We start from the raw sequence: 25,367 nt of genomic DNA, 5'->3' as shown, positions 1-25,367 counted from the left end.
CACGGACCGACGCGCCGGACGTGCCGCCGGGAGGGCCGGACCCGCGGACCGGAGCGCCGGGCGCGCCGACCGACGCGCCGGACGTGTCGCCGGGGGAGCCGGACGGCGGTGCGGACACGGCGGCCGGAACCCCGGACGCGCGGACCGCCTCACCGCCCACCGCCGCTCCGTCCACCACCCGCCGCGCCGCGTCGCCGCTCCGGCGTCTGGCCGGCGTCTGGCGGCGGCCCGCTCTGCGATGGCCCAAGCGCGTCGCGACGGCGGTGGTCCTCGTCGTCCTGCTCGCGCTCCTCGCGGCGGGCGTCTCGCTGCGCCTCAACTACGCCGGCGACCCGGCCGCCGGTACGTACACGCGGCACCGGGACGCCCTGTGGATGGGCCACGCGTGGGTCGACGGCCGGAAGAAGGACGCGGACGTCGGGGCGCTCGCTGCGCGGCTGCGCGGGACCGGTGTCCGGGACCTGTACGTGCACGCGGGCCCCCTGGAGCACGACGGGACGCTGCCCGTGTCGGCGTACCCGCAGGCGCGCCGGCTGATCGGGGCGATCCACCGGGAGCTGCCCGGCGTCCGCGTGCAGGCCTGGCTGGGCGACGAACTCGCGACCGAGGGACCGGTCGGCCTGCGCCTGGAGCGTGCCGCGACCCGGACCGCGGTGGTGCGCTCCGCGGGGCAGGTCCTCGACGCCGGCTTCGACGGCGTCCACTTCGACCTGGAACCCCTGCACTCGGGGGACGCCGACTACCTCTCCCTCCTCGGCGACCTGCGCCGCGTCACCCGCGCCCACGGCGCCCTGCTCTCCGTCGCCGCGCACCAGATCGACCCGCTGCCGTCGCTGCACTCCGTCGCGGGCGCGGTCACGGGACATCCCAAGTGGTGGTCCCAGGCGTTCTTCGGGCAGGTCGCCCGCCGGGTCGACCAGATCGCCGTGATGTCGTACGACACGGCGATGCCGCTGGAGAGCCTGTACGGCGGCTATGTCGCCCAGCAGACCTCGCTGGCGCTGGAGGTCACCCCGAGGACGACCGACCTGCTGATGGGCCTGCCGTTCTACTACGAGGACGACATGTCCCACCACGGTTCGGCGGAGACGGTCGAGGCGGCCGTCCGGGGTGTCCGCCTCGGCCTCTCCCGCACCGACCGCACGCGCCGGAACTTCGGTGTGGCCGCGTACGTGGACTTCGCCGCCCGGGAGAAGGACTGGACGCAGTACCGGCGGGGCTGGGTCCGCTGACCGCACGGCGGGACCCGCGCGGGGCCTCCCTCCGGCGGGCGGCGGGCGGCGGCCCGGTGTCCGGACCGCCCGTCACCCCTCCCGCCGTCTGATCTTCGAGCCCAGCCACACCAGCGGGTCGTACTTGCGGTCGACGGCGCGTTCCTTGAGGGGGATCAGGGCGTTGTCCGTGATCCTGATGCCCTCGGGGCAGACCTCCGTGCAGCACTTGGTGATGTTGCAGTAACCGAGGCCGTGTTCGTCCTGGGCGGTGCGTCCGCGGTCCAGGCCGGTGTCGGCCGCGGCGTCCAGCGGGTGCATGTCGAGCTCCGCCACCCGCATCAGGAAGCGCGGTCCCGCGAACGCCGGCTTGTTCTCCTCGTGGTCCCGCACGACATGGCAGGTGTCCTGGCACAGGAAGCACTCGATGCACTTGCGGAACTCCTGCGATCGGTCCACGTCCTCCTGCCGCATCCGGTACTCGCCGGGTGCCAGGCCGGCGGGCGGCACGAAGGCGGGCACCTCCCGGGCCTTCGCGTAGTTGAAGCCGACGTCCGTGACCAGGTCCCGGACGACGGGGAAGGCACGCAGCGGTGTGACGGTGACCGTCTCCTCCCGGGTGAACACCGACATCCGGGTCATGCACATCAGCCGGGGACGTCCGTTGATCTCCGCCGAGCACGAACCGCACTTGCCCGCCTTGCAGTTCCAGCGGACGGCCAGGTCCGGGACCTGGGTCGCCTGGAGGCGGTGGATGATGTCGAGCACCACCTCACCGTCGTTGACGTCGACCGTGAAGTCCTCCAGGCCACCGCCCTTCACGTCCCCGCGCCACACCTTGAAGCGGGCCTCGTAGCTGCTCACTCGTAGAGCTCCTCTTCGGCGAGGTACTTGACCAGCTCCTCCTTCTCGAAGAGGGCGAGCAGGTCGGGGCGGATGGGGTCGGTGTTCTCCCGGGTGAGGTCGATCTGGCCGCGCACCGGGTCGGTCGCCGCGAGACCGCCGGTGGGATCCGCCAGCCGGCACAGCAGGTTGACCCGGCGCCACACGCGTTCCATCGCCGGATGGTCCTCGCGGGTGTGGCCGCCCCGGGACTCCGTGCGCTCCAGGGCGGCGCGGGCCACGCATTCGCTGACGAGCAGCATGTTGCGCAGGTCGAGGGCGAGGTGCCAGCCGGGGTTGAACTGCCGGTGTCCCTCGACGCCCGCCCGGCGGGCCCGCACCCGCAGGTCGGCCAGCCTCTCCAGGGCCTGTTCCATCTCGGCCTCGCGCCGGATGATGCCGACCAGGTCGTTCATGGCCTGCTGGAGTTCCTGGTGCAGGGTGTACGGGTTCTCCGGCGGCCGGCCGTCCTCCTCGCCGGGGACCGGGCCCTCGGCGGAGAAGGGCCGCAGCGCCTCGGCGGCGGCCGCGTCGACCTGGGCGTCGTCGACGGCCGGGCGCTCCCCGGACCGGCCGGTGGCGTACTCGGCGGCGTGCAGACCCGCGCGACGTCCGAACACCAGGAGGTCGGACAGGGAGTTGCCGCCGAGCCGGTTGGAGCCGTGCATCCCGCCCGCGACCTCGCCGGCCGCGAACAGGCCGGGGACGCCACGGGCCGCCGCCGACTCGGAGTCGACCGCGATACCGCCCATCACGTAGTGGCAGGTGGGTCCGACCTCCATCGCCTCGGCGGTGATGTCGACGTCCGCCAGTTCCCTGAACTGGTGGTACATGGACGGGAGCCGGCGCCGGATGACCTCGGCGGGCATACGCGTCGACACGTCGAGGAAGACACCGCCGTGCGGTGATCCGCGGCCCGCCTTCACCTCGGAGTTGATGGCGCGCGCCACCTCGTCGCGGGGCAGCAGTTCGGGGGGACGCCGGTTGTGGTCCGGGTCCTCGTACCAGCGGTCGCCCTCCTCCTCGGACTGCGCGTACTTCTCCTTGAAGACGTCCGGGATGTAGTCGAACATGAACCGTCTGCCGTCGGAGTTGCGCAGTACCCCGCCGTCGCCGCGGACGGACTCGGTGACCAGGATGCCCTTCACCGAAGGGGGCCAGACCATGCCCGTCGGGTGGAACTGCACGAACTCCATGTTGAGCAGCGGAGCGCCCGCCAGCAGGGCGAGCGCGTGCCCGTCGCCGGTGTACTCCCACGAGTTGGACGTCACCTTGAAGGACTTGCCGATGCCGCCGGTGGCGATGACGACGGAGGGCGCCTCCAGGACGAAGAAGCGTCCGGACTCGCGTTCGTAGCAGAAGACCCCGCTGACGCGGTTGCCGTCCTTCAGGATCCGGGTGACCGTGCACTCCTGATAGACCTTCAGGCGGCTCTCGTAGTCACCCGTCTCCTTCATGTCCTCCTGCTGGAGGGAGACGATCTTCTGCTGCAGGGTGCGGATGAGTTCCAGTCCGGTCCGGTCGCCGACATGGGCGAGGCGGGGGTACTCGTGCCCGCCGAAGTTGCGCTGGGATATCCGCCCGTCCGCCGTGCGGTCGAAGAGGGCGCCCCAGGTCTCCAGCTCCCAGACCCGGTCGGGAGCCTCCGTGGCGTGCAGTTCGGCCATCCGCCACTGGTTGAGGAACTTCCCGCCGCGCATGGTGTCGCGGAAGTGGACCTGCCAGCCGTCACCGGAGTTGACGTTGCCCATCGCGGCCGCGATGCCGCCCTCGGCCATCACGGTGTGCGCCTTGCCGAACAGCGACTTGCAGATCACGGCCGTACGGGCGCCGCGCTCGCGTGCCTCGACGGCGGCTCGCAGTCCCGCGCCGCCGGCGCCGACCACGACGACGTCCCACTCCTGCCGGTCGACCACGGACATCAGAAGAACCTCGGATCGTCGAAGGCGCCGGACGCGACCAGGAACACGTAGAAGTCGGCGAGCGCCACGCTCACCAACGACGCCCAGGCGAGCAGCATGTGGCGGGCGTTCAACGTGCCGACCCACTGCCACAGCCGGTAGCGCACGGGATGCCTGGAGAAGTGCCTGAGCTTTCCGCCGACGATGTGCCGGCAGGAGTGACAGGACAGGGTGTACGCCCAGATCAGGGTGATGTTGAGCAGGAACACCAGGGTGCCGAGGCCCATGTGTCCCCAGTGGTGGTGCTCGTCGCGGAAGGAGAGCACGGTGTCGTACGTGAGGGTGCCGGCGACGAGGATCGCCGCGTAGAAGAAGTAGCGGTGGATGTTCTGCAGGATCAGCGGGAAGCGGGTCTCGCCGGTGTACTTCTTGTGCGGCTCCGCCACCGCGCAGGCCGGGGGAGACGCCCAGAAGCCCCGGTAGTAGGCCTTGCGGTAGTAGTAGCAGGTCAGCCGGAAGCCCAGCGGGAAGACCAGGATGATGATCGCGGGGGAGATGCCCCACCAACTGCCGAACAGGTCCGCGTTCGGCCCGGCGTCCATGCTCCGGCAGCGCTCCGCCAGGCACGGCGAGTAGAACGGCGAGACGTACGGCGCCGCGTAGTAGTCCGTGTCCGCGAAGGCCCGCCAGGTCGAGTACACGATGAAGGCCAGCAGCCCGGCCGCGGTCGCGGCGGGCGCCAGCCACCAGCGGTCGGTGCGCAGATGCGGGGCGGCGATCGCGGCGCGCGTACCGGTGCGTACGCCGCCGCTGTTCGGATGGGGTTCCGTACCAGTGGCCAACTTATGACTCTCCGGTCGGTCAGGGGGCGTGCCGGTCCCGGGCGCCGAGACCTTCGTCGTCCGAGTCCGTCCACAGGGAGTTGTCGTACGGGGTGTCGGGGATGGACACGAGGTCGGGGCGCAGGGGTTTCGTGAGCCCGGGTGCGGATTCGCGCAGCAGCGCGACGCTCTCCCGCAGGTGGTCGGCGTCGGCGCGGACGCGGCGCATGTCGAGGCCGCCGCCGATCTGCTGTTCCAGGCGCCCCATCGACCTCAGCAGGTCGTCGAGGCAGCGCTGGACCGACGTCAGTTCATCGTGCACGGACATGACTTGCCCTCACTTCCACGGGCTCGGTGGCCCAGGCGGCAACGTTCATGCGCCTGCGAGTGTTGCGCGTCACATGAGCCCGTGTGAAGGCGTATGCACGGATTCCCGGATCGAACCTTCCGGAACGCGCCCCCACACGCGCTGCCCGCGCCGCGGCACGGCTCCGCCCCGGGGGAACTCGCAGCCCATGCCGCCCGCGCCGTGCCCGCCTCTTCGGGATCCGTCCTTCCCGGTGTGGGGTGCGGGGGCGCGGCCCCGGTGAAAAGGGGGCGCGCCCCGCGGGCGAGCGCCCGTTCATTGCGCCGCACGGGTGGATTTCCGCCCGCCCCCGCCGTGTCGCCGCCCCCGCGCACTCTTTCTCCCCTTCAGTGGGGTGCATACATCTGATCAACCGCATATCCGAACAAAACGATCAGACCCGGTCTGTTCCCCCACCGGAGGTTGCAGTGATGTCCCACGACGGCGTCGGACTGCGCGCGGTGATGCGCTCGGTCGCGTTCCTGACCGCGGGCGCGCTCGCGGTGCCCGTCCTCACCGCGTGCAGCGCGGACGAGGAGGAGAAGGCCGGCCCCGTCGCCGCGCAGGACATCGCGCCCGCGGGCCGCAACCAGGTCACGGACGGCGGCACCCTGCGATGGGCCGTCGACTCCGTCCCGGCGACCCTGAACACCTTCCAGGCCGACGCCGACGCCACGACCTCGCGGGTCGCCGGCGCCGTGCTGCCCTCCCTGTACCGGCTCGACCGCAACGGCAGCCCGCAGCTCAACCCCGACTACCTGGAGTCGGCCAAGATCGTCGACGAGGAGCCCAAGCAGGTCGTCCTCTACAAGCTCAACCAGCAGGCGGTCTGGAGCGACGGCCGCGAGATCGGCGCCGACGACTTCGCGGCCCAGTGGCGTGCCCTGTCCGGCAAGGACAGCGCGTACTGGACCGCCCGCAACGCCGGGTACGACCGCATCGAGAAGATCGAGCGCGGCAAGAACAACCTGGAGGTGCGGGTCACCTTCAGCCGCCCGTACGCCGACTGGAAGTCGCTGTTCTCACCGCTGTACCCGAAGGACGTCATGGGCACCGCGGCCACCTTCAACGACGGCGCCCGCCGCAAGCTGAACGTCACCGCCGGTCCCTTCGCCCTGCAGAGCGTCGACAGCAAGTCCGGCGAGATCCACCTCACCCGCAATCCCCGCTGGTGGGGCCGGCCGGCGAAGCTCGCGGAGATCGCGCTGGTCGCCGTCCCGCGCGGCCAGCGCGCCACCGCACTCGCCGCGAACAAGATCGACATGGCCGACGTGGACGCCGAGGAGGCCGGCCGCATCACGCTCGCCGCCGGAGCCAAGGGCAGCGCCCCGCGGCAGGGCCCGGGCACCCCCGTCACCCCGGACAGCACACTCAGCCCGGCCAAGGCGCTGCACTCCTGGGCCGTCGCCCACGGCTCCGACGAGGCCGCCGCCCGCGACGAGGCCGGAGCCCGCGAGAAGCTGCGCCTGGCAGCGGCGCAGTACACGGCCGAGCAGAACGCCCTGAGCGGCTTCGTCGTCCGCAAGTCCCTCGAACCGGCCTACACCCAGCTCGCGCTGAACGGCTCCGAGGGCCCCCTCGCCGACGAACGCGTCCGCCGCGCCGTCGCCCGCGCCCTCAACCGCGACGAACTGGCGCAGGCCGTGCTCAAGCCGCTGGGCCTGCCCGCCGTACCGGTCGGCAGCCACCTCGCGCTCGCCGGCCAGCAAGCGTACGCCGACAACAGCGACGCCCTCGGCGGCCAGGACGCGAAGGAGGCGCAGGCGCTGCTCCTGGACGCCGGCTGGGTGCGCGGGGGGCCGGTCAAGGAGGAGAAGAAGGACGAGAAGAAGGACACGGAGAAGGGCAAGGCGGCCGGGCCCGAGGGCAGGAAGGCGGACCCCGGCGCGGAGCCGGACTCCGACGACGGGAACTACACCGTCGGCGAGGACAACAAGCCCGCCGGGATCGACCGGACGAAGGCGGACCCGGCGGAGCAGTCCGACGAGGGGGAGCAGGCCGAGCGTTCCGAGCAGGGGGAGCGGGCCGAGCAGGGCGAGCGGGCCGGACAGCACCGGACGCAGCGCTCGGAGGAGCAGACCCCCACGCGGTTCCGCCGGGGCGGAGCTCCCGGCGCCTACGCACCCAAGGGCACGGCGGCCCCGGCGGGAGTGGAGTCCGGGGTCCTCGCCAAGGACGGCAAGCCGCTCACGCTCCGTTTCGTGCTGCCCTCCGGCCCGGGATCGGAGTCCCTGAGCACCGTCGCCGACCGCATCTCGCGGATGCTGGAGCGCATCGGCATCCGTACGGAGACGACGAAGGTCGCGGGCGACAGCTACTTCAAGGACCACATCGCGGCCGGTCAGTACGACATGGCGCTGTACTCCTGGCCCGCCTCCGCCTTCCCGGCCACCGACGCCCGCCCGATCTTCGCGAAGCCGGTCCCGGCCGCCGACGGCTCGCTCTCCGTCGAGCAGAACTACACCCGGGTCGGCACCGACCAGGTCGACCAGCTGTTCGACCAGGCCATGAGCACGCTGGACGAGAGCGAGGAGAGGGCGCTGGTCCGCAAGGCCGACGCCCGGATCTGGGCCGCCGCAGGATCGATTCCTCTCTACCAGCGGCCCCAGCTCACCGCCGTCCGCCCGAACCTCGCCAACGCCGGGTCGTTCGGGTTCCAGACCCCTCTTTACGAGGACATGGGCTTTCTGAAGAAGGGCGCGAAAGCGCCGGCCGTTCCCAGCACCCCCGCGGGGTGAGGGACCCGGCGGAGGCGGCCGCCCGCGCACCCGCGCGCCGGGCCCCGCCGCCCGCGCCCGCAGGCCGCCCCCGCCGGGCCCGAACCCCCGGCGGGGGCGGCCTCCGTCAGGGCCACGTACCATGGGGTAAGGCCGTGGCGTGTTCAGCCCGGCAGGCCCCGCGCTGCGGAGGCCGTCCACTCACTCCGGGAGAAGCGCCTCAATATGGCCACGCGCCACGACATCCGCAACGTCGCCATCGTCGCCCACGTCGACCATGGCAAGACCACCCTGGTCGATGCCATGCTCAAGCAGGCCGGTGCCTTCGCCGCGCACGCCGCCGAGTCGCTTGACGACCGCATGATGGACTCGAACGACCTGGAGCGTGAGAAGGGCATCACGATCCTGGCCAAGAACACGGCCGTGAAGTACCACCCCAAGGACGGGGGCGAGGTCATCACGATCAACATCATCGACACCCCCGGCCACGCCGACTTCGGCGGTGAGGTCGAGCGCGGTCTGTCGATGGTGGACGCGGTCGTCCTCCTCGTCGACGCCTCCGAGGGCCCGCTGCCGCAGACCCGCTTCGTGCTGCGCAAGGCGCTGCAGGCCCGTCTGCCCGTCATCCTGTGCATCAACAAGACCGACCGGCCCGACTCGCGCATCGACGAGGTCGTGAACGAGGCGTACGACCTCTTCCTCGACCTCGACGCCGACGAGGACCAGATCGAGTTCCCGATCGTCTACGCGTGTGCGCGGGACGGCGTCGCCTCGCTGACCAAGCCGGAGGACGGCACGGTCCCGCAGGACAGCGACAGCCTGGAGCCGTTCTTCTCCACGATCCTCTCGCACGTCCCGGCCCCCGAATTCGACGAGGAGGCCCCGCTCCAGGCGCACGTCACCAACCTGGACGCGGACAACTTCCTCGGCCGTATCGCGCTCCTGCGTGTCGAGCAGGGCGAGCTGCGCAAGGGCCAGACCGTCACGTGGATCAAGCGCGACGGCACGATGTCCAACGTCCGCATCACCGAGCTGCTGATGACCGAGGCGCTCACCCGCAAGCCCGCCGAGAAGGCGGGCCCCGGTGACATCTGCGCCGTCGCCGGCATCCCGGACATCATGATCGGCGAGACCCTCGCCGACACCGAGAACCCCATCGCGCTGCCGCTCATCACGGTCGACGAGCCGGCGATCTCGATGACGATCGGTACCAACACCTCGCCGCTGGTCGGCCGTGGCGGCACCGGCAAGGGCGCCGACAACAAGGCCGCGGTCAAGGACCGCAAGGTCACCGCCCGCCAGGTCAAGGACCGCCTCGACCGCGAGCTGGTCGGCAACGTCTCGCTGCGGGTGCTCGACACCGAGCGCCCGGACGCCTGGGAGGTCCAGGGCCGTGGTGAGCTCGCGCTCGCCATCCTGGTCGAGCAGATGCGCCGCGAGGGCTTCGAGCTGACCATCGGCAAGCCGCAGGTGGTCACCCAGGAGATCGACGGCAAGGTCCACGAGCCCGTCGAGCGCATGACGATCGACGTGCCCGAGGAGCACATGGGCGCGGTCACGCAGCTCATGGGCGTCCGCAAGGGCCGGATGGACAACATGTCCAACCACGGCTCGGGCTGGGTCCGCATGGAGTTCGTCGTCCCCTCCCGCGGTCTCATCGGCTTCCGTACGGAGTTCCTGACCGGCACCCGCGGCACGGGCATCGCCCACTCCATCCACGAGGGCCACGAGCCCTGGTTCGGCGTGCTGGCCACCCGTAACAACGGCTCCCTGGTCGCCGACCGCGCCGGTGCCGTCACCGCCTTCGCGATGACGAACCTGCAGGAGCGCGGCGTGCTGTTCACCGACCCCGGCACCGAGGTGTACGAGGGCATGATCGTCGGCGAGAACTCGCGCGCCGACGACATGGACGTGAACATCACCAAGGAGAAGAAGCTCACGAACATGCGGTCGTCCTCGGCCGACTCGTTCGAGGCGATCGTGCCGCCGCGCAAGCTCTCCCTGGAGCAGTCCCTGGAGTTCTGCCGTGACGACGAGTGCGTCGAGGTGACCCCGGAGGCCGTGCGCATCCGCAAGGTCAACCTGGACGGCCGCGAGCGCGCCCGCGCCGCCAGCCGCGCCAAGAACAGCTGATCCGCCCTCCGGCGACGGCCGGCCCGAGGTCTCCAGGGACCCCGTGAGCCGGCCCACCGAGCCAGGGTGTCCCCGTCCCGGGGGCATCCTGGTTTTTTGCGTGGCCACGACGGCCCGGAAAGGGGGGCGAACCGGGCGGGGCGGGAGCCATCCGCCGGGCGCGCCCGCGAGGCGACCGGAAACGGTAGGGAAAACCCTCGAAGGGCAGGGGGAGACCCCATCGGATGGCTGATTCGCACTATTCTGCTGACCGGGCAGGTCATGGCCTCGGTCACTTGGTGCGACATCGTCCGCCGCGTCGTGTCACGGCACGGCGTGCGCGAGCTTGATCGCCGAACGGCCCTGGCGCGCGCACCTGTTGGGCCGCGCTATGCGCCGTCGCCCGCAGGTGGGGCAGTGTGCGAGCACGCCAAGCGGACCCCCGCACGGCGACCACGATAGTCGCAACTGGATTTCTCGCCCCATGCGTCCGGAATGCGGACAGTCGGAACCGATACATGTGTAACAAGTCCGTTTCGCAGGGATCTTTCGCCAAACCCTTTGTCCGGATTTTGGAAGATGTGAGCGCCAGGTGTGATCGAACCGAGACCTTGTGAGTGTGGTCGGGCACTGAGCCATGGCAGATAGTTAGGCGCGTAGAGCTCGGATCAACGGGTCATGCGCTGCTGGCGGCGACGACTCACGAGCGCGGGGGCACTTGACCGTTTCAGGCGCCGGTGACGGTGATGTGTCAGGTGCCCCTCCAAGTGGTGAACCAATGGACTCATGAGGAGGAGCCCCATGCGTGGTGCCAAGAGCGCCAAGTGGGTTGCGATAGCCGCAGTTGTGGCGCTGGGTGCGACGGCCTGTGGCGGTGGCGGGGGCGACAGCAGCTCGGGCGCGGGCAAGGGCAACGGCGTCGTGTCGGTGGAGATCGGCGAACCGCAGAACTCGCTGGTTCCCTCCAACACGTACGAGACCGAGGGCGGCCAGGTCATCAACGCCCTCTTCACGGGTCTGACCAAGCTTGACGCCAGCAACAAGGTCGTCAACGCCATGGCCGAGTCGATCGAGACCAAGGACAACAAGGTCTGGACGATCAAGCTCAAGTCGGGCTACACGTTCCACAACGGCGAGAAGGTCACCGCCCAGTCGTTCGTCGACGCCTGGAACTACGGCGCGAACCAGACGAACGCCCAGCAGACCAACCCGCTGTTCAGCCACATCCAGGGCTACAGCGACCTGAACCCGGGCGAGGGCAAGAAGCCGTCGACCGACCAGATGTCGGGCCTCAAGGCCGTCGACGACAGCACCCTGCAGGTCACCCTCAGCGGCGCGTTCTCGGCGTTCCCGTCCCAGCTGTCCTTCACGGCGTTCGTGCCGCTGCCCAAGGCGTTCTTCAAGGACCCGAAGGGCTTCGGCGAGGCCCCGATCGGCAACGGCCCCTTCAAGATGAAGGGCAAGTTCAAGCACAACGAGCAGATCGACACCACGAAGTACGACAAGTACCCGGACGCCTCGAAGATCGAGGTCAAGGGTGTCAACTTCAAGATCTACTCGAACCCGGACACCGCCTACAAGGACCTCGTCGCCGGCAACCTCGACAGCCTGCTGACGATCCCGACCTCGGGCCTGCCGACGTACAAGAAGGACCTGCCGAACCGTACGATCGACGAGGCCGACTCGGCCGTCGGTTACATCGGCTTCCCGATCAAGTACAACAAGGCCTTCCAGAACGCCGACCTGCGCAAGGCCATCTCCATGGCCATCGACCGGCAGACGATCGCCGACAAGGTCTTCCTCGGTGCGCGTACGCCCGCGGACGACTACATCAGCCCGATCATCGACGGCTACCGCAAGGGCGCGTGCGGTGACGGCTGCACCCTGAACGTCGCGAAGGCCAAGGAGCTCTACAAGAAGAGCGGCGGCCTGCCCGGCAACAAGCTGGAGCTCGGCTACAACGCCGACGGCGGCCACAAGGAGTGGATCGAGGCCGTCGCGAACCAGCTCCAGCAGAACCTGGGCCTGAAGGTGACGGCGAAGCCGTTCGAGCAGTTCCAGACCATCCTGAACGACCTGGACGCCAAGAAGTACCAGGGCGCGTTCCGTATGGCGTGGAGCATGGACTACCCGGACGCCGAGGACTACCTCCGCCCGGTCTTCTCCAAGGACGCCATCGCCAACGGCTCGAACTACTCGGGTTACGTCAACGAGGACTTCGAGAAGCTCCTCGTCAAGGGTGACCAGGCCCCGACGCACGAGGACGCGGTCAAGTTCTACCAGCAGGCCGACGACGTCCTGCTGAAGGACATGCCGTACATCCCGGTCTACTTCTACACCCTGAACGCGGGCTTCAGCGACAAGATCAAGTCGATGAAGGTCGCCGGTCACCAGATCCTGTGGGACACGGTCAAGCTCAGCTGACCCGTATCTGAGCAGGTCCGATACAGCGGACAGGGGGTGAGCAGGGGAGGAGCTCGAAGCCTTCCCCTGCTCACCCTTTCTGCCGTCTTCCGTCCGACAGTGCCGCCGCCCCGGCCACGGGCGGATCGAGCACCCCCCTCTGGAGTACCCATGGGCCGATACGTCGTGCGCCGTCTTCTGCAGGTGATCCCTGTGTTGATAGGCGTCACGTTCATCATCTTCTGCCTGGTCTTCGCGTTGCCCGGCGACCCGATCCAGGCACTGGCCGGCGACAAGCGCGCCGACCCCAACATCGCGGCGATCCTCCGCGCGCACTACCACCTGAACGAACCGCTCTACCAGCAGTACTGGCACTACATCAGCGGCGTCTTCACCGGTGACCTCGGTGAGACGTACAACGGCCGTGCCATCTCCGAGATCGTCTCCGAGCGGTTCCCGGTCACCCTGAAGCTGGGTCTGACCGCCTTCGCCATCGAGGCCGTCATCGGCGTCGTCGCGGGCATCCTCTCCGCTCTCAAGCGGGGCAAGTTCCTCGACAACGTCGTGCTCGTCGCCACGCTCGTGCTGATCTCGATCCCGGTCTTCGTCTTCGGCAGCGTGCTCCAGCTCGAGTTCGGCATGAGCCTCAAGCTCACCCCGGTCGCCGGTATCGAGAAGGGCTGGCCGCAGAGCTACATCCTTCCGGCCATCGTGCTGGCCGCGACCTCCATGGCGTACATCGCGCGACTGGTCCGGTCGAGCATGACGGAGTCCATCCGCGCCGACTACGTCCGCACCGCGATCGCCAAGGGCCTGCCCCGGCGCCGGGTCATCGGCGTGCACGCGCTGCGGAACTCCATGATTCCGGTCGTCACCTTCCTGGGCTTCGACCTCGGCGCCCTCATGGGCGGCGCCATCATCACCGAGCGCGTGTTCAACATGCCCGGTCTCGGTGGCCAGCTCGCCCAGTCCCTGTATCTGCGCGAACGACCCGTCGTGGTCGGTCTGGTGACCCTCCTGGTGCTCATCTACCTGGTCGCCAACCTCGTCGTGGACCTGCTGTACGCCGTGCTCGACCCGAGGATCCGTTATGAGTGAGAAGACGATAGAGAGGCCCACGACCGACGAGGCCGCCCTCGCCAAGGAGATCGAGGCCGAGGAGAAGGCGGCCGCCCGTCAGGCGAGCCTCCTCAAGGACGGCTGGGCGGACCTGCGCAAGCGGCCCATGTTCATCGTGACCGCCCTGGTCATCGTGTGCCTGCTCGCGCTGGCGATCGCGCCCAGCGTGTTCACGGCGCGCTCCCCGTTCTCGGACGGTTTCTGCCAGCTGCAGAACTCCATGAGCGGACCCTCGTCCGGGCACCTGTTCGGCTACGACGTACAGGGCTGCGACATCTACACCCGGGCCGTGTACGGCACGCGCAACTCGATCGTCGTCGGTGTGGTGACCACCATCGCCACCACCCTGATCGGCGGTCTGGTGGGCATGCTCGCCGGTCTGATCGGCGGCTGGGCGGACGCGCTGCTGTCCCGCATCACCGAGGTGTTCGCGGGTCTGCCGCTGCTCATCGGCGGTCTGCTGATCATGTCCGTCTGGGGCGGCGGTGACGTCTGGTCGGTGTCGTTCATCATGGCGATCCTCGGCTGGCCGCAGGTCTTCCGGATCATGCGCGGCGAGGTCATCGCGAACAAGTACAACGACTACGTGATGGCGGCCCGGGCCCTGGGCGCGGGTTCGTGGCGCATCGCGTTCCGGCACATCCTGCCGAACACGCTCGCCCCGGTCATCGTCATCACCACGATGAACCTCGGTGTCTACATCGGTGCCGAAGCCGCCCTGTCCTACCTGGGCATCGGCATCCAGTACCCGAACATCTCCTGGGGCGTGATGATCAGTGACGCCCAGGACCGGTTCCTGACCTCGCCGCACGCCCTGCTGTTCCCGGCCGGTGCCCTGAGCATCACCGTGCTGGCGTTCATCATGCTCGGCGACGTGGTCCGCGACGCCTTCGATCCCAAGATGCGCTGAGGGAGGCGTACGTGACCGACATCGACTCCAAGGACGCCGTCCCGGCTCCGCGAACCGGCGACGGCGGCAACACCGCCCCGCTGCTCGAAGTGCGTGACCTGCACGTCGAGTTCCAGACCCGTGAGGGCGTGGTCCGCGCCGTCAACGGCGTCAACTACTCCGTGAACTCCGGGGAGACGCTCGCCGTGCTCGGCGAGTCCGGCTCCGGCAAGTCCGTGACCGCGCAGGCGATCATGGGCATCCTCGACATGCCGCCGGCCCGGATCCCCCAGGGGGAGATCCGCTTCTACGGCCAGGACATGCTCACCATGTCCCACGAGGAGCGGCGCAAGCTGCGCGGCGCGCGGATCGCGATGATCTTCCAGGACGCGCTGTCCTCGCTGAACCCGGTGCTCAGCGTGGGCTACCAGCTCGGCGAGATGTTCCGTGTCCACCAGGGAATGTCGCGCAAGCAGGCCAGGGCCAAGGCCGTCGAGCTGATGGACCGGGTGAAGATCCCGGGCGCCGCGGCCCGGGTGAACGACTACCCCCACCAGTTCTCCGGCGGTATGCGCCAGCGCATCATGATCGCCATGGCGCTGGCCCTGGAACCGGACCTGATCATCGCAGACGAGCCGACCACGGCCCTCGACGTGACGGTCCAGGCCCAGGTGATGGACCTGCTCGCGGAGCTCCAGCGCGAGTACCAGATGGGTCTCATCCTCATCACCCACGACCTCGGTGTCGTCGCGGACGTCGCCGACAAGATCGCGGTGATGTACGCGGGCCGGATCGTCGAGACGGCGCCGGTGCACGAGCTGTACAAGCGCCCGGCCCACCCCTACACCAGCGGCCTGCTCGACTCGATCCCGCGCCTGGACCAGAAGGGCCAGGAGCTCTACGCGATCAAGGGCCTGCCGCCCAACCTGCTGAAGGTGCCGAGCGGCTGCGCCTTCAACCCCCGCTGCGACAGGGCTCAGGACATCTGCCGCACCGAGCGTCCCGCACTGGTCCAGGTGACCGAGCGGGACGGAACGGAACTGCAGGGCCGCGCCAGCGCGTGCCACTTCTGGAAGGAGACGATCCATGGCTGACCCGGCCAAGTCCGCCCAGCCGACGGACGCGACGCCGAACGTCTCCGAGGTGGAGGTCGCCGACACGCACTCCGTGGAGGAGGAGCTCGCCGCCCTGGACGCGCCGGTCGACCGTGGCGAACCGATCCTGCAGGTGCGCAACCTCGTCAAGCACTTCCCGCTGACGCAGGGCATCGTGGTCAAGCGGCAGATCGGCGCGGTGAAGGCCGTCGACGGTGTCTCCTTCGACCTGTACCAGGGCGAGACCCTGGGCATCGTGGGTGAGTCCGGCTGCGGCAAGTCGACGGTGGCCAAGCTCCTGATGAGCCTGGAGCAGGCGACCGCAGGCGAGGTCTTCTACAAGGGCCAGGACATCACCAAGCTGTCCGGCCGCGCCCTCAAGGCGGTCCGCCGGAACATCCAGATGATCTTCCAGGACCCGTACACCTCGCTCAACCCGCGTATGACGGTCGGCGACATCATCGGGGAACCCTTCGACATCCACCCCGAGGTGGCCCCGAAGGGCGACCGCCGCCGCAAGGTGATGGACCTCCTGGACGTCGTCGGTCTGAACCCCGAGTACATCAACCGCTACCCGCACCAGTTCTCCGGCGGTCAGCGGCAGCGCATCGGCATCGCCCGCGGTCTCGCGCTCAACCCCGAGATCATCATCTGCGACGAGCCGGTGTCGGCCCTCGACGTGTCGGTGCAGGCACAGGTCATCAACCTGATGGAGCGGCTGCAGGACGAGTTCAACCTGTCCTACATCTTCATCGCGCACGACCTGTCGATCGTCCGGCACATCTCGGACCGGGTCGGCGTGATGTACCTCGGCAAGATGGCGGAGATCGGCTCCGACGAGCAGATCTACGAGCACCCGACGCACCCCTACACGCAGGCGCTGCTGTCGGCCGTGCCCGTGCCGGACCCGGAGGCCCGTGAGCGTCGCGAGCGGATCATCCTGACCGGTGACGTGCCCTCTCCGGCCAACCCGCCGTCCGGCTGCAGCTTCCGTACCCGCTGCTGGAAGGCGCAGGACAAGTGCGCCGAGGAGGTGCCCCTGCTCGCGGTGCCCGAGGTCTTCAAGGGCCTGGACACCCCGGCGGCCCACGAGTCGGCGTGTCACTTCGCCGAGCAGAAGGACATCGTGCACGCGGCCTGAGCCGCGCGTCACCAGGTCCAGCCGGTTCCCGGCACCGCAGCGGCGGTGCCGGGAACCGGCTTTTCCGCGTCCGGACGGACCCTCGCCGTACGGAGGGGCCCTCGCCGGAAGAAGCGGCGCCCGGCCCCTCCGGCGGGGCCGGCCGCCGGACGCGGTGCTCTCCTCCAGGGGTGTTGTCCCACGTACGGGTGGGCTGAATGTGCGTGATGTCGGTTACCGGTTGATATTGACTGGTAAGAGAGCAGCGCCTCGGCGCTGGCGGCACAGCGCACACAGAGGAGGCACTCCATGCGTGGAGCCACGCACGCCAAATGGGCCGCCGGCGCGGCGGCGATCGCCCTCGCGGCGACCGCCTGCGGGAGCGGCGGTGGTGGGGGTGGCGGCGGAAGCGGCTCCGGAGTGGTGAGTTCCTCCTGGGGTGACCCGCAGAACCCGCTGGAGCCCGCCAACACCAACGAGGTGCAGGGCGGCAAGGTCCTCGACATGATCTTCCGGGGGCTGAAGCGGTACGACTCCAAGACCGGCGCGGCGCAGGACATGCTGGCGCAGAAGATCGAGACCACGGACTCGCAGAATTTCAAGATCACGGTCAAGAGCGGCTGGAAGTTCAGCAACGGCGAGGCCGTCACCGCCCAGTCCTTCGTGGACGCCTGGAACTACGGCGCGAGTCTGAAGAACAACCAGAAGAACGCGTACTTCTTCGGGTACATCGACGGGTACGACAAGGTCCACCCCGACACCGGCTCGCAGAGCGCGGACAAGCTGTCCGGGCTGAAGGTGACCGGCACCGACACCTTCACGGTGAAGCTCAACCAGAAGTTCTCGACGTTTCCCGACACCCTCGGATACGTCGCCTACGCCCCGCTGCCCAAGGCGTTCTTCGACGACCACGCGGCCTGGATCAAGAAGCCGGTCGGGAACGGGCCGTACTCGGTCGACTCGTACACCAAGGGCTCGACGATGTCGCTGCGGAAGTGGGACGGCTACCCCGGCAGCGACAAGGCGCAGAACGACGGGGTGGACCTGAAGGTCTACACCGACAACAGCACGGCCTACACGGACCTCCTGGCCGGCAACCTCGACCTCGTCGACGACGTCCCGGCCTCCCAGCTCAAGAACGTCAAGAGTGACCTCGGCGACCGGTACATCAACACGCCGGCCGGGATCATCCAGACGCTCGCCTTCCCGTTCTACGACAAGAACTGGGACAAGAGCGGCTCGGAGAAGGTCCGCAAGGGCCTGTCCATGGCGATCAACCGCGACCAGATCACGAACACGATCTTCCAGAAGACCCGCACCCCGGCCGGTGACTGGACCTCACCGGTGCTCGGCAAGGACGGCGGCTTCCAGGACGGACTGTGCGGCGCGTCCTGCACCTACAACCCGGCCGAGGCCAAGAAGCTGATCCAGGAGGGCGGCGGTCTGCCCGGCGGCCAGGTCAAGATCTCCTACAACGCCGACACCGGCTCCCACAAGGAGTGGATCGACGCCGTCTGCAACTCCATCAACAACGCGCTCGGCAACGACCGGGCCTGCGTCGGCAACCCGATCGGCACCTTCGCCGACTTCCGAAACAAGATCGGCCAGCACAAGATGCCCGGTCCCTTCCGGGCCGGCTGGCAGATGGACTACCCGCTGATCCAGAACTTCCTGCAGCCGCTGTACTACACCAACGCCTCCTCCAACGACGGCAAGTGGTCCAACAAGGACTTCGACAAGCTCGTGGACCGGGCGAACGCCGAGACCGACAGGGCCAAGGCGATCCAGCTCTTCCAGCAGGCCGAAGGCGTCGTGCGGGACAACATGGCCGCGATCCCGCTCTGGTACCAGAACGGCAGCGCGGGCTACTCGGCACGCGTCTCCAACGTGGCGCTCAACCAGTTCAGCGTCCCCGTGTACAACGAGATCAAGGTCAGCTGAGCCGAAGGGCGGGTGCCCCGGGCAGCCCGGGGCACCCGCCCGCACCTATCCCTGGAGCTCCCGTGGGACGGTACGTGATCCGGCGCCTGCTGCAGATGATCCCGGTCTTCATCGGCGCCACACTGTTGATCTTCCTGATGGTGAACGTGATGGGCGACCCCATCGCGGGTCTGTGCGGCGAGCGGCAGTGCGACCCCGCCACGGCCGCCCAGCTCAAGAGGGAGTACGGCCTCGACAAGGGAATCTTCACCCAGTACGGGACGTACATGAAGCACATCTTCACCGGCGACTTCGGCACCGCCTTCAACGGGCAGTCCGTCATCGATCTGATGGGCGCCGCCTTCCCGGTGACCATCCGGCTGACGATCGTCGCGATCGTCCTCGAGGTCGTCATCGGCATCACCCTCGGCGTCGTCACCGGTCTGCGCCGCGGGCGGCCCGTCGACTCGGGGGTCCTGCTGCTGACCCTCGTGGTCATCTCGGTGCCCACCTTCGTGACCGGTCTGCTGCTCCAGCTGCTGCTGGGCGTCCAGTGGGGCTGGATCAAGCCCTCGGTCTCACCGGAGGCGACCTTCGGCGAGCTGATCGTGCCCGGCCTGGTACTGGCTTCCGTGTCGCTCGCCTACGTGACCCGGCTGACCCGGACCTCCATCGCGGAGAACAGGCGGTCCGACTACGTCCGTACGGCCGTCGCCAAGGGCCTGCCCAGACGCCGGGTGATCACCAGGCACCTGCTGCGCAACTCGCTGATCCCCGTGGTCACCTTCATCGGCACGGACATCGGCGCGCTCATGGGCGGCGCGATCGTCACCGAGCGGATCTTCAACATCCACGGGGTCGGCTACCAGCTCTACCAGGGGATCGTGCGGCAGAACACCCAGACCGTGGTCGGCTTCGTGACCGTCCTCGTCCTGGTCTTCCTCGTCGCCAACCTGCTCGTGGACCTCCTCTACGCCGTACTCGACCCGAGGATCCGCTATGCCTGAGCAGCCGCCGTTCGACCAGCAGGGAGCCATCGCCGCGACCGGAATGGGCGGTGCCATGGACCTGGCCGCCAGCGAGGCCGAGACCCTGGAGAAGACGCCCGGCGGACCGCTGGGCACGGGCCCGCAGGAGAAGCCCAGGAGCCTGTGGTCCGACGCCTGGCGGGACCTGCGGCGCAATCCCGTCTTCATCATCGCCGGACTGGTCATCCTCTTCCTGGTCGTCATCTCCATCTGGCCGTCGCTCATCGCGAGCCAGAACCCCCTCAAGTGCGACCTCGCCAAGGCCCAGCAGGGCTCGCAGCCGGGGCATCCCTTCGGATTCGACGGACAGGGCTGCGACGTCTACACCCGGACGGTGTACGGGACCCGCGTCTCGATCAGCGTCGGCGTCTGCGCCACCCTCGGTGTCGCGATCCTGGGCTCGGTGCTCGGCGGGCTCGCCGGGTACTTCGGCGGGCTGGGCGACGCGATCCTGTCCCGGATCACCGACATCTTCTTCGCCATCCCCGTCGTCCTCGGCGGTCTGGTCCTCCTCTCCGTGGTGACCAGCAACACGATCTGGCCCGTCATCGGGTTCATGGTGCTGCTCGGGTGGCCGCAGATCTCCCGGATCGCGCGCGGTTCCGTCATCACGACCAAACAGAACGACTACGTCCAGGCGGCCCGCGCCCTCGGCGCCTCCAACTCCCGGATGCTGCTGCGGCACATCACGCCCAACGCCGTCGCCCCGGTGATCGTCGTGGCGACCATCGCGCTCGGCACGTACATCTCGCTGGAGGCGACGCTCTCCTACCTCGGCGTGGGCCTGAAGCCCCCGACGGTGTCCTGGGGCATCGACATCTCCGCGGCGTCCGCGTACATCCGCCAGGCCCCCCACATGCTGCTGTGGCCCGCCGGCGCCCTCGCGATCACCGTGCTCGCGTTCATCATGCTCGGCGACGCGGTGCGCGACGCCCTCGACCCGAAGCTGAGGTGACCGCCGTGCTGCTCGAAGTACGCGACCTGCACGTGGAGTTCAGAACCAGGGACGGGGTCGCCAAGGCCGTCAACGGGGTCACCTACGGAGTGGACGAGGGACAGACGCTCGCCGTCCTCGGCGAGTCCGGCTCGGGCAAGTCCGTGACCGCGCAGGCGATCATGGGCATCCTCGACATGCCGCCCGGCAGAATCACCGGGGGCGAGATCCTCTTCCAGGGCAGGGACCTGCTGAAGCTCAAGGAGGAGCAGCGGCGCAAGGTGCGCGGCGCCGAGATGGCGATGATCTTCCAGGACGCGCTGTCCTCGCTGAACCCGGTGCTCAGCGTCGGCGACCAGCTCGGCGAGATGTTCACCGTGCACCGCGGCATGTCCCGCAAGGACGCCCGGGCCAAGGCGGTCGAACTCATGGACCGGGTACGCATCCCGGCCGCCGCCCAGCGGGTGCGCGACTATCCGCACCAGTTCTCCGGCGGTATGCGCCAGCGCATCATGATCGCCATGGCGCTGGCCCTGGAACCCGCGCTGATCATCGCCGACGAACCCACCACCGCGCTCGACGTCACGGTCCAGGCCCAGGTCATGGATCTCCTCGCCGAGCTGCAGCGCGAGCTCAACATGGGGCTCATCCTCATCACCCACGATCTCGGCGTGGTCGCCGACGTCGCGGACCGGATCGCGGTGATGTACGCGGGCCGGATCGTCGAGTCGGCGCCGGTCCACGACATCTACAAGGCGCCGGCCCACCCGTACACGAAGGGCCTGCTGGAGTCGATCCCCCGGCTCGACCAGAAGGGCCACGAGCTCTACGCCATCAAGGGCCTGCCGCCGAACCTCATGCACATCCCGCCCGGCTGCGCCTTCAACCCGCGCTGCCCGATGGCCCAGGACATCTGCCGGAGCGAGGTGCCTCCGCTCGCCGCGGTGGACCAAGGGGGCGGGGAGCGAGCCAGCGCCTGCTTCTTCTGGCGGGAGACGCTCGACGCCGGGACCACCGGGGGAGGCTCCCGTGCCTGAGGCGCTGCTGGAGATCAGCGGACTGGTCAAGCACTACCCGCTCACCCGGGGCATCCTGTTCAAGAAGCAGATCGGCGCGGTCCGGGCCGTCGACGGGGTCGACTTCCATCTCGGCCGCGGCGAGACCCTCGGCATCGTCGGCGAGTCCGGCTGCGGCAAGTCCACGGTCGCGAAGATGCTGGTCAACCTGGAGCGGCCGACCGCCGGGGTGATCAAGTACAAGGGCGAGGACATCACCCGGCTGTCCGGCCGCGCCCTCAAGGCCGTCCGCCGCAACATCCAGATGGTGTTCCAGGACCCGTACACCTCGCTCAACCCCCGGATGACCGTCGGCGACATCATCGGGGAGCCGTACGAGATCCACCCCGAGGTCGCGCCGAAGGGCGACCGCGGAAAGCGCGTCCAGGACCTGCTGGACGTGGTCGGGCTCAACCCCGAGTACATCAACCGCTATCCGCACCAGTTCTCCGGCGGTCAGCGGCAGCGCATCGGCATCGCGCGGGGACTGGCGCTGCGCCCCGAGATCATCGTCGCGGACGAACCGGTCTCCGCGCTCGACGTCTCCGTGCAGGCCCAGGTCATCAACCTGATGGCGAGGCTCCAGGACGAGTTCGACCTCAGCTACGTGTTCATCGCCCACGACCTCTCCATCGTGCGGCACATCTCCGACCGGGTCGGCGTCATGTACCTCGGGCGGATCGTGGAGACGGGCAGGGACGCCGAGATCTACGACCATCCGACGCACCCCTACACCCAGGCACTGCTCTCCGCGGTGCCCGTGCCCGACCCGGAGGCCCGCGAGCACCGGGAGCGGATCATCCTCACCGGGGACGTGCCCTCCCCGGCGAACGTCCCCTCCGGCTGCCGTTTCCGCACCCGCTGCTGGAAGGCCCAGGAGCGGTGCGCGCTGGAGGTGCCGTTGCTCGCCGTGCCCGCGGAGTTCCGTCACTCGCAGGGGCCCGCCGCGCACGCCTCGGCCTGCCATTTCGCCGAGGAGAAGCAGGTCGTGCCGCCCGAGGGCGCGCTGGACGAGACGCCGCCCGGGACGCCGGACGAGCCGCCGAACGGGCGTGCATAAGCTGACAAATGCGCAGCAATTTCGTTAACACGCAGGCAACTCGGCCGTCGCGACACCGATATACGGACGCGTCACTCTGAGCGGCGTACGGCCGTGCGGGTGCCGTAGACCGGCCGGAGCGCGCCATGTCGCTCCGGCCGGTCGCACGAACGGCCCGGCCGCCGGCCGTCAGCGCATCCCGAGCGAGCGCTTCAGGAAGTCGACCTGGAGCAGCAGCAGGTTCTCCGCGACCTGCTCCTGCGGGGTCATGTGCGTCACGCCCGAGAGGGGCAGCACCTCGTGCGGGCGGCCCGCGGCCAGCAGCGCCGAGGACAGCCGCAGCGCGTGGGCCACCACCACGTTGTCGTCGGCCAGTCCGTGCACGATCATCAGCGGCCGGTGCGGCTCGGCGGGCGCGGACAGGCCCCCTTCGGCGATCAGCGAACTCCTCGCGTACGCGGGCGCCGCTGTCGCCGGGTCGCCGAGGTAGCGCTCCGTGTAGTGGGTGTCGTACAGGTGCCAGTCCGTGACCGGGGCGCCCGCGATGCCCGCGTGGAAGACGTCCGGGCGGCGCAGGACGGCCAGTCCGGCGAGCCAGCCGCCGAAGGACCAGCCGCGGATCGCCACCCGGGACAGGTCCAGCGGATACCTCTCGGCCAGTCCCTGCAGCGCGTCGATCTGGTCGTCGAGGGTGAGGGTGAAGTCGTCCCTGACCGCCTTCTCCCAGGCGGGGGAGCGGCCGGGGGTGCCGCGGCCGTCCGCGACGATCACCGCGAAGCCCTGGTCCGCGAACCACTGCGAGGTGAGGTGCGCGTTGTGCGCCGCGAGGACGCGGGGGCCGTGCGGACCGCCGTAGGGGTCCATCAGGACGGGCAGCGGAGCGTCACCGTCGTAGTCCGCGGGCATAAGCAGGGCGCATGGGATTTTGCGTGCGCCCCCCTCGGTGAGCGTCACGCGCGGGGACAGACCCGGGTGTTCGGCGTACGAGGCGACGGTCGCCGCACGCTTGCCCTCCCGGAGCACCTGCACCCGGGCCCCCGGCTTCCCGGGCACCGCGGAGACGAGCACGGTCACCCGTCCGGAACGCACCGCCGAGTGCACCCCGGGCTCCTGGGAGAGGCGCTCGACCCCCAGTTCGTTGACCCGGTAGACATGCACCTCGCCGGTCTCCGGGGAGGCCGCGGCCTCCCCCGCCGACGCCGTGACCAGCACGTCGTCGTCCGAGACGTCGAGCACCGCGCGCACGTGCAACTGCGGTCCGGTCAGGAGGCGTTCGCCGAACGCCAGCACCCGCGCCCCGCCCTCGTCGGCGATCCGCACGAGCTGTCCGCCGGGGCTCCAGCAGGGCACCCCATGGAAAAGATCAAGCCATTGTCGATCTTCGTCGGCATGCACCATCCGGGTCTTCCCGGTGTCCGGGTCGACGGCCAGGAACAGCTGGCTGCGCTGGTCCCGGGCCTGCACCAGGATCAGCGGCGCCCCCGCCGCTGACCAGTGCACACGCGCCAGGTACGGGTACTGGGCGCGGTTCCAGGAGACCTCCGTGCGGGTCCCGTCGAGGGCGATCACGAAGAGCCGTACGTCCGCGTTGTCCGTACCCGCCGACGGGTAGGCGACCTGCTGCGGAGCCTGTTCCGGCTGCGCGGGATCGGAGATCCACCAACGGCGTACGGGCGCGTCGTCGACCCGGGCGACGAGCAGCCGGTCCGACTCCGGCGACCACCAGAAGCCGCGGGAGCGGTCCATCTCCTCGGCCGCGATGAATTCTGCCAATCCGTAGGAGACCGACTCCGGCTCCGACCCGGGCTCCCGCCTCGCGAGCGCCCGGTCGTTCCCGCCCTCGGCGTCGACGACCCGCAGCGCCCCCTGGGAGACGTACGCGACCAGCCGACCGTCGGGCGACGGGCGCGGGTCGATCACCGCTCCGGGGACCCGGAGTTCACGGGCCGTGCCGGCCCTCAGCTCCGCCGTGAAAAGCCGCCCTGACAAGGCGAAAGAGGCGAGCTCGACCGCGTCGTCGGTGGCGTAGCCGACCACTCCCGCGCCGCCCTCACGGCTGCGTTCACGGCGTGCCCGCTCCGCGGCCGAGAGGTGCTCGCCGGCGCCTCCGAGCAGGGCCGCGGGGTCGGCCACGACACGTTCCCGGCCGTCCGCGACGTCGAGGACCCACAGCCGGTTCGCCCGGTCCGTACCGGACGGGGACCTCAGGAACACGACCCGGGAACCGTCCGGGGAGACGGTGAACGCGCGGGGTGCGCCCAGGGTGAACCGCTGCGTCCGGGCGTACCGGCGCGGGAAGGAAAGAGGCTCGGTCGTCATGCCCTGACCATATTGGCCATGCGCCCCCTTGTGCGGCCGTGCGCCGATCAATGCGCGCGTACGGATAGTTATGATCACTAGCGGTGTGTGGGTATGAACCTGCTGCCCGCTGTATGGAATGACCGACCCCCATGACCAACCCCCCATGTCCCTGGGATCTTTGGAGGTGATCCGCCGTGGCACTCTCGATTTCGGCGGTGGTGCTGCTGGCGATCATCGTCTTCATCCTGGTGAAGAAGTCAGGACTGAAGGCGGGTCACGCGGTCGTGTGCGTCCTGTTCGGCTTCTATCTCGCTTCCTCGACCGTCGCTCCCACCATCAGCGACCTCACGACCAACGTCGCGGACATGATCGGCAGCTTCAAGTTCTGACGCGCGAGGGGGCGGGCTCCGCGCGGCGAGCGCCCGGAGCCCGCGTCTCCCGGGCGGTCGGCCGAACCCCGGTTCCTCCGGGCGGG

19 protein-coding genes are annotated in these 25,367 nt (G+C 69.3%); 14 read left to right on the top strand and 5 right to left on the bottom strand.

What is annotated here, in order from left to right; genetic code table 11:
* Window positions 1-83: 83 nt before the first annotated feature.
* On the top strand, window positions 84-1,232 hold the full coding sequence (locus OG776_RS16905) for a glycosyl hydrolase family 18 protein (protein ID WP_261994628.1): 1,149 nt from the start codon (window positions 84-86) through the stop codon (window positions 1,230-1,232).
* A gap of 72 nt (window positions 1,233-1,304) precedes the next feature.
* On the opposite strand, the gene OG776_RS16900 is transcribed toward OG776_RS16905, so the two are convergent.
* The 4 genes from OG776_RS16900 to OG776_RS16885 are packed head-to-tail and all read right to left on the bottom strand — an operon-like array spanning window position 1,305 to window position 5,143.
* The gene (locus OG776_RS16900) at window positions 1,305-2,075 is read right to left on the bottom strand and encodes a succinate dehydrogenase/fumarate reductase iron-sulfur subunit (RefSeq protein ID WP_148010282.1); all 771 of its coding nucleotides are present in this window, start codon (window positions 2,073-2,075) and stop codon (window positions 1,305-1,307) included.
* Window positions 2,072-4,015: a fumarate reductase/succinate dehydrogenase flavoprotein subunit gene (locus OG776_RS16895; protein WP_148010283.1), complete on the bottom strand. Its 1,944-nt coding sequence runs from the start codon at window positions 4,013-4,015 to the stop codon at window positions 2,072-2,074. The genes OG776_RS16900 and OG776_RS16895 overlap by 4 nt, the downstream gene beginning before the upstream one ends.
* Window positions 4,015-4,836, bottom strand: a complete 822-nt coding sequence (locus OG776_RS16890) for a hypothetical protein (RefSeq protein WP_148010284.1) — start codon at window positions 4,834-4,836, stop codon at window positions 4,015-4,017. The genes OG776_RS16895 and OG776_RS16890 overlap by 1 nt, the downstream gene beginning before the upstream one ends.
* A gap of 19 nt (window positions 4,837-4,855) precedes the next feature.
* The gene (locus OG776_RS16885; protein WP_148010285.1) at window positions 4,856-5,143 is read right to left on the bottom strand and encodes a hypothetical protein; all 288 of its coding nucleotides are present in this window, start codon (window positions 5,141-5,143) and stop codon (window positions 4,856-4,858) included.
* A gap of 449 nt (window positions 5,144-5,592) precedes the next feature.
* Between OG776_RS16885 and OG776_RS16880 the strand changes: the two genes are divergently transcribed.
* From OG776_RS16880 to OG776_RS16825, 12 genes are all read left to right on the top strand, one after another.
* Window positions 5,593-7,899 carry an ABC transporter substrate-binding protein gene (locus OG776_RS16880; protein ID WP_148010286.1) on the top strand — a complete coding sequence of 769 codons (2,307 nt, stop codon included), beginning with the start codon at window positions 5,593-5,595 and terminating at the stop codon, window positions 7,897-7,899.
* 204 nt (window positions 7,900-8,103) lie between these two features.
* Complete coding sequence (gene typA / locus OG776_RS16875; protein ID WP_148010287.1) at window positions 8,104-10,011, top strand: translational GTPase TypA; 1,908 nt, start codon at window positions 8,104-8,106, stop codon at window positions 10,009-10,011.
* A gap of 780 nt (window positions 10,012-10,791) precedes the next feature.
* Window positions 10,792-12,414 (top strand): peptide ABC transporter substrate-binding protein, encoded by a 1,623-nt coding sequence (locus tag OG776_RS16870; RefSeq protein ID WP_148010288.1) that lies wholly within the window; start codon window positions 10,792-10,794, stop codon window positions 12,412-12,414.
* A 150-nt stretch (window positions 12,415-12,564) separates the two neighbouring features.
* Window positions 12,565-13,491, top strand: coding sequence for an ABC transporter permease (locus OG776_RS16865; RefSeq protein ID WP_148010289.1), 927 nt, complete (start codon window positions 12,565-12,567; stop codon window positions 13,489-13,491).
* Complete coding sequence (locus OG776_RS16860; protein ID WP_148010290.1) at window positions 13,484-14,422, top strand: ABC transporter permease; 939 nt, start codon at window positions 13,484-13,486, stop codon at window positions 14,420-14,422. Before OG776_RS16865 ends, OG776_RS16860 begins: the two co-directional genes overlap by 8 nt.
* Window positions 14,423-14,433: 11 nt before the next feature.
* Complete coding sequence (locus tag OG776_RS16855) at window positions 14,434-15,495, top strand: ABC transporter ATP-binding protein (protein ID WP_148010291.1); 1,062 nt, start codon at window positions 14,434-14,436, stop codon at window positions 15,493-15,495.
* A complete protein-coding gene (locus tag OG776_RS16850; protein WP_148010292.1) occupies window positions 15,488-16,636 on the top strand; it encodes an ABC transporter ATP-binding protein in 1,149 nt (382 codons plus the stop codon). The genes OG776_RS16855 and OG776_RS16850 overlap by 8 nt, the downstream gene beginning before the upstream one ends.
* Window positions 16,637-16,924: 288 nt before the next feature.
* Complete coding sequence (locus OG776_RS16845; RefSeq protein WP_148010293.1) at window positions 16,925-18,556, top strand: peptide ABC transporter substrate-binding protein; 1,632 nt, start codon at window positions 16,925-16,927, stop codon at window positions 18,554-18,556.
* Window positions 18,557-18,618: 62 nt separating this feature from the next.
* Window positions 18,619-19,542 (top strand): ABC transporter permease, encoded by a 924-nt coding sequence (locus OG776_RS16840; protein ID WP_148010294.1) that lies wholly within the window; start codon window positions 18,619-18,621, stop codon window positions 19,540-19,542.
* Window positions 19,535-20,518 (top strand): ABC transporter permease, encoded by a 984-nt coding sequence (locus tag OG776_RS16835; RefSeq protein ID WP_148010295.1) that lies wholly within the window; start codon window positions 19,535-19,537, stop codon window positions 20,516-20,518. The genes OG776_RS16840 and OG776_RS16835 overlap by 8 nt, the downstream gene beginning before the upstream one ends.
* 5 nt (window positions 20,519-20,523) lie before the next feature.
* Entirely contained in the window at window positions 20,524-21,534 is a 1,011-nt protein-coding gene (locus OG776_RS16830; RefSeq protein ID WP_148010296.1) for an ABC transporter ATP-binding protein, read from the top strand.
* Window positions 21,527-22,612 carry an ABC transporter ATP-binding protein gene (locus OG776_RS16825; RefSeq protein ID WP_329321415.1) on the top strand — a complete coding sequence of 362 codons (1,086 nt, stop codon included), beginning with the start codon at window positions 21,527-21,529 and terminating at the stop codon, window positions 22,610-22,612. The genes OG776_RS16830 and OG776_RS16825 overlap by 8 nt, the downstream gene beginning before the upstream one ends.
* Before the next feature lie 168 nt (window positions 22,613-22,780).
* On the opposite strand, the gene OG776_RS16820 is transcribed toward OG776_RS16825, so the two are convergent.
* Window positions 22,781-24,910, bottom strand: coding sequence for a prolyl oligopeptidase family serine peptidase (locus OG776_RS16820; RefSeq protein WP_148010298.1), 2,130 nt, complete (start codon window positions 24,908-24,910; stop codon window positions 22,781-22,783).
* Window positions 24,911-25,086: 176 nt separating this feature from the next.
* Between OG776_RS16820 and OG776_RS16815 the strand changes: the two genes are divergently transcribed.
* Window positions 25,087-25,281 carry a hypothetical protein gene (locus OG776_RS16815; protein ID WP_148010299.1) on the top strand — a complete coding sequence of 65 codons (195 nt, stop codon included), beginning with the start codon at window positions 25,087-25,089 and terminating at the stop codon, window positions 25,279-25,281.
* The last annotated feature ends 86 nt before the right edge of the window (window positions 25,282-25,367 follow it).

The organism is Streptomyces sp. NBC_01689, assembly GCF_036250675.1.
Lineage (GTDB): Bacteria > Actinomycetota > Actinomycetes > Streptomycetales > Streptomycetaceae > Streptomyces.
Note: the sequence above shows the minus strand (reverse complement) of the source record. Positions and strands in the feature narration are given on the sequence as shown.

What these genes read in the sequence shown, in the direction of transcription:
- OG776_RS16895 (WP_148010283.1), bottom strand. Translation starts at nt 4,015, where the DNA reads ATGTCCGTGGTCGACCGGCAGGAGTGGGACGTCGTCGTGGTCGGCGCC.
- OG776_RS16850 (WP_148010292.1), top strand. Translation starts at nt 15,488, where the DNA reads ATGGCTGACCCGGCCAAGTCCGCCCAGCCGACGGACGCGACGCCGAAC.
- OG776_RS16885 (WP_148010285.1), bottom strand. Translation starts at nt 5,143, where the DNA reads ATGTCCGTGCACGATGAACTGACGTCGGTCCAGCGCTGCCTCGACGAC.
- OG776_RS16860 (WP_148010290.1), top strand. Translation starts at nt 13,484, where the DNA reads ATGAGTGAGAAGACGATAGAGAGGCCCACGACCGACGAGGCCGCCCTC.
- OG776_RS16835 (WP_148010295.1), top strand. Translation starts at nt 19,535, where the DNA reads ATGCCTGAGCAGCCGCCGTTCGACCAGCAGGGAGCCATCGCCGCGACC.
- typA (WP_148010287.1), top strand. Translation starts at nt 8,104, where the DNA reads ATGGCCACGCGCCACGACATCCGCAACGTCGCCATCGTCGCCCACGTC.
- OG776_RS16870 (WP_148010288.1), top strand. Translation starts at nt 10,792, where the DNA reads ATGCGTGGTGCCAAGAGCGCCAAGTGGGTTGCGATAGCCGCAGTTGTG.
- OG776_RS16845 (WP_148010293.1), top strand. Translation starts at nt 16,925, where the DNA reads ATGCGTGGAGCCACGCACGCCAAATGGGCCGCCGGCGCGGCGGCGATC.
- OG776_RS16820 (WP_148010298.1), bottom strand. Translation starts at nt 24,910, where the DNA reads ATGACGACCGAGCCTCTTTCCTTCCCGCGCCGGTACGCCCGGACGCAG.
- OG776_RS16865 (WP_148010289.1), top strand. Translation starts at nt 12,565, where the DNA reads ATGGGCCGATACGTCGTGCGCCGTCTTCTGCAGGTGATCCCTGTGTTG.
- OG776_RS16880 (WP_148010286.1), top strand. Translation starts at nt 5,593, where the DNA reads ATGTCCCACGACGGCGTCGGACTGCGCGCGGTGATGCGCTCGGTCGCG.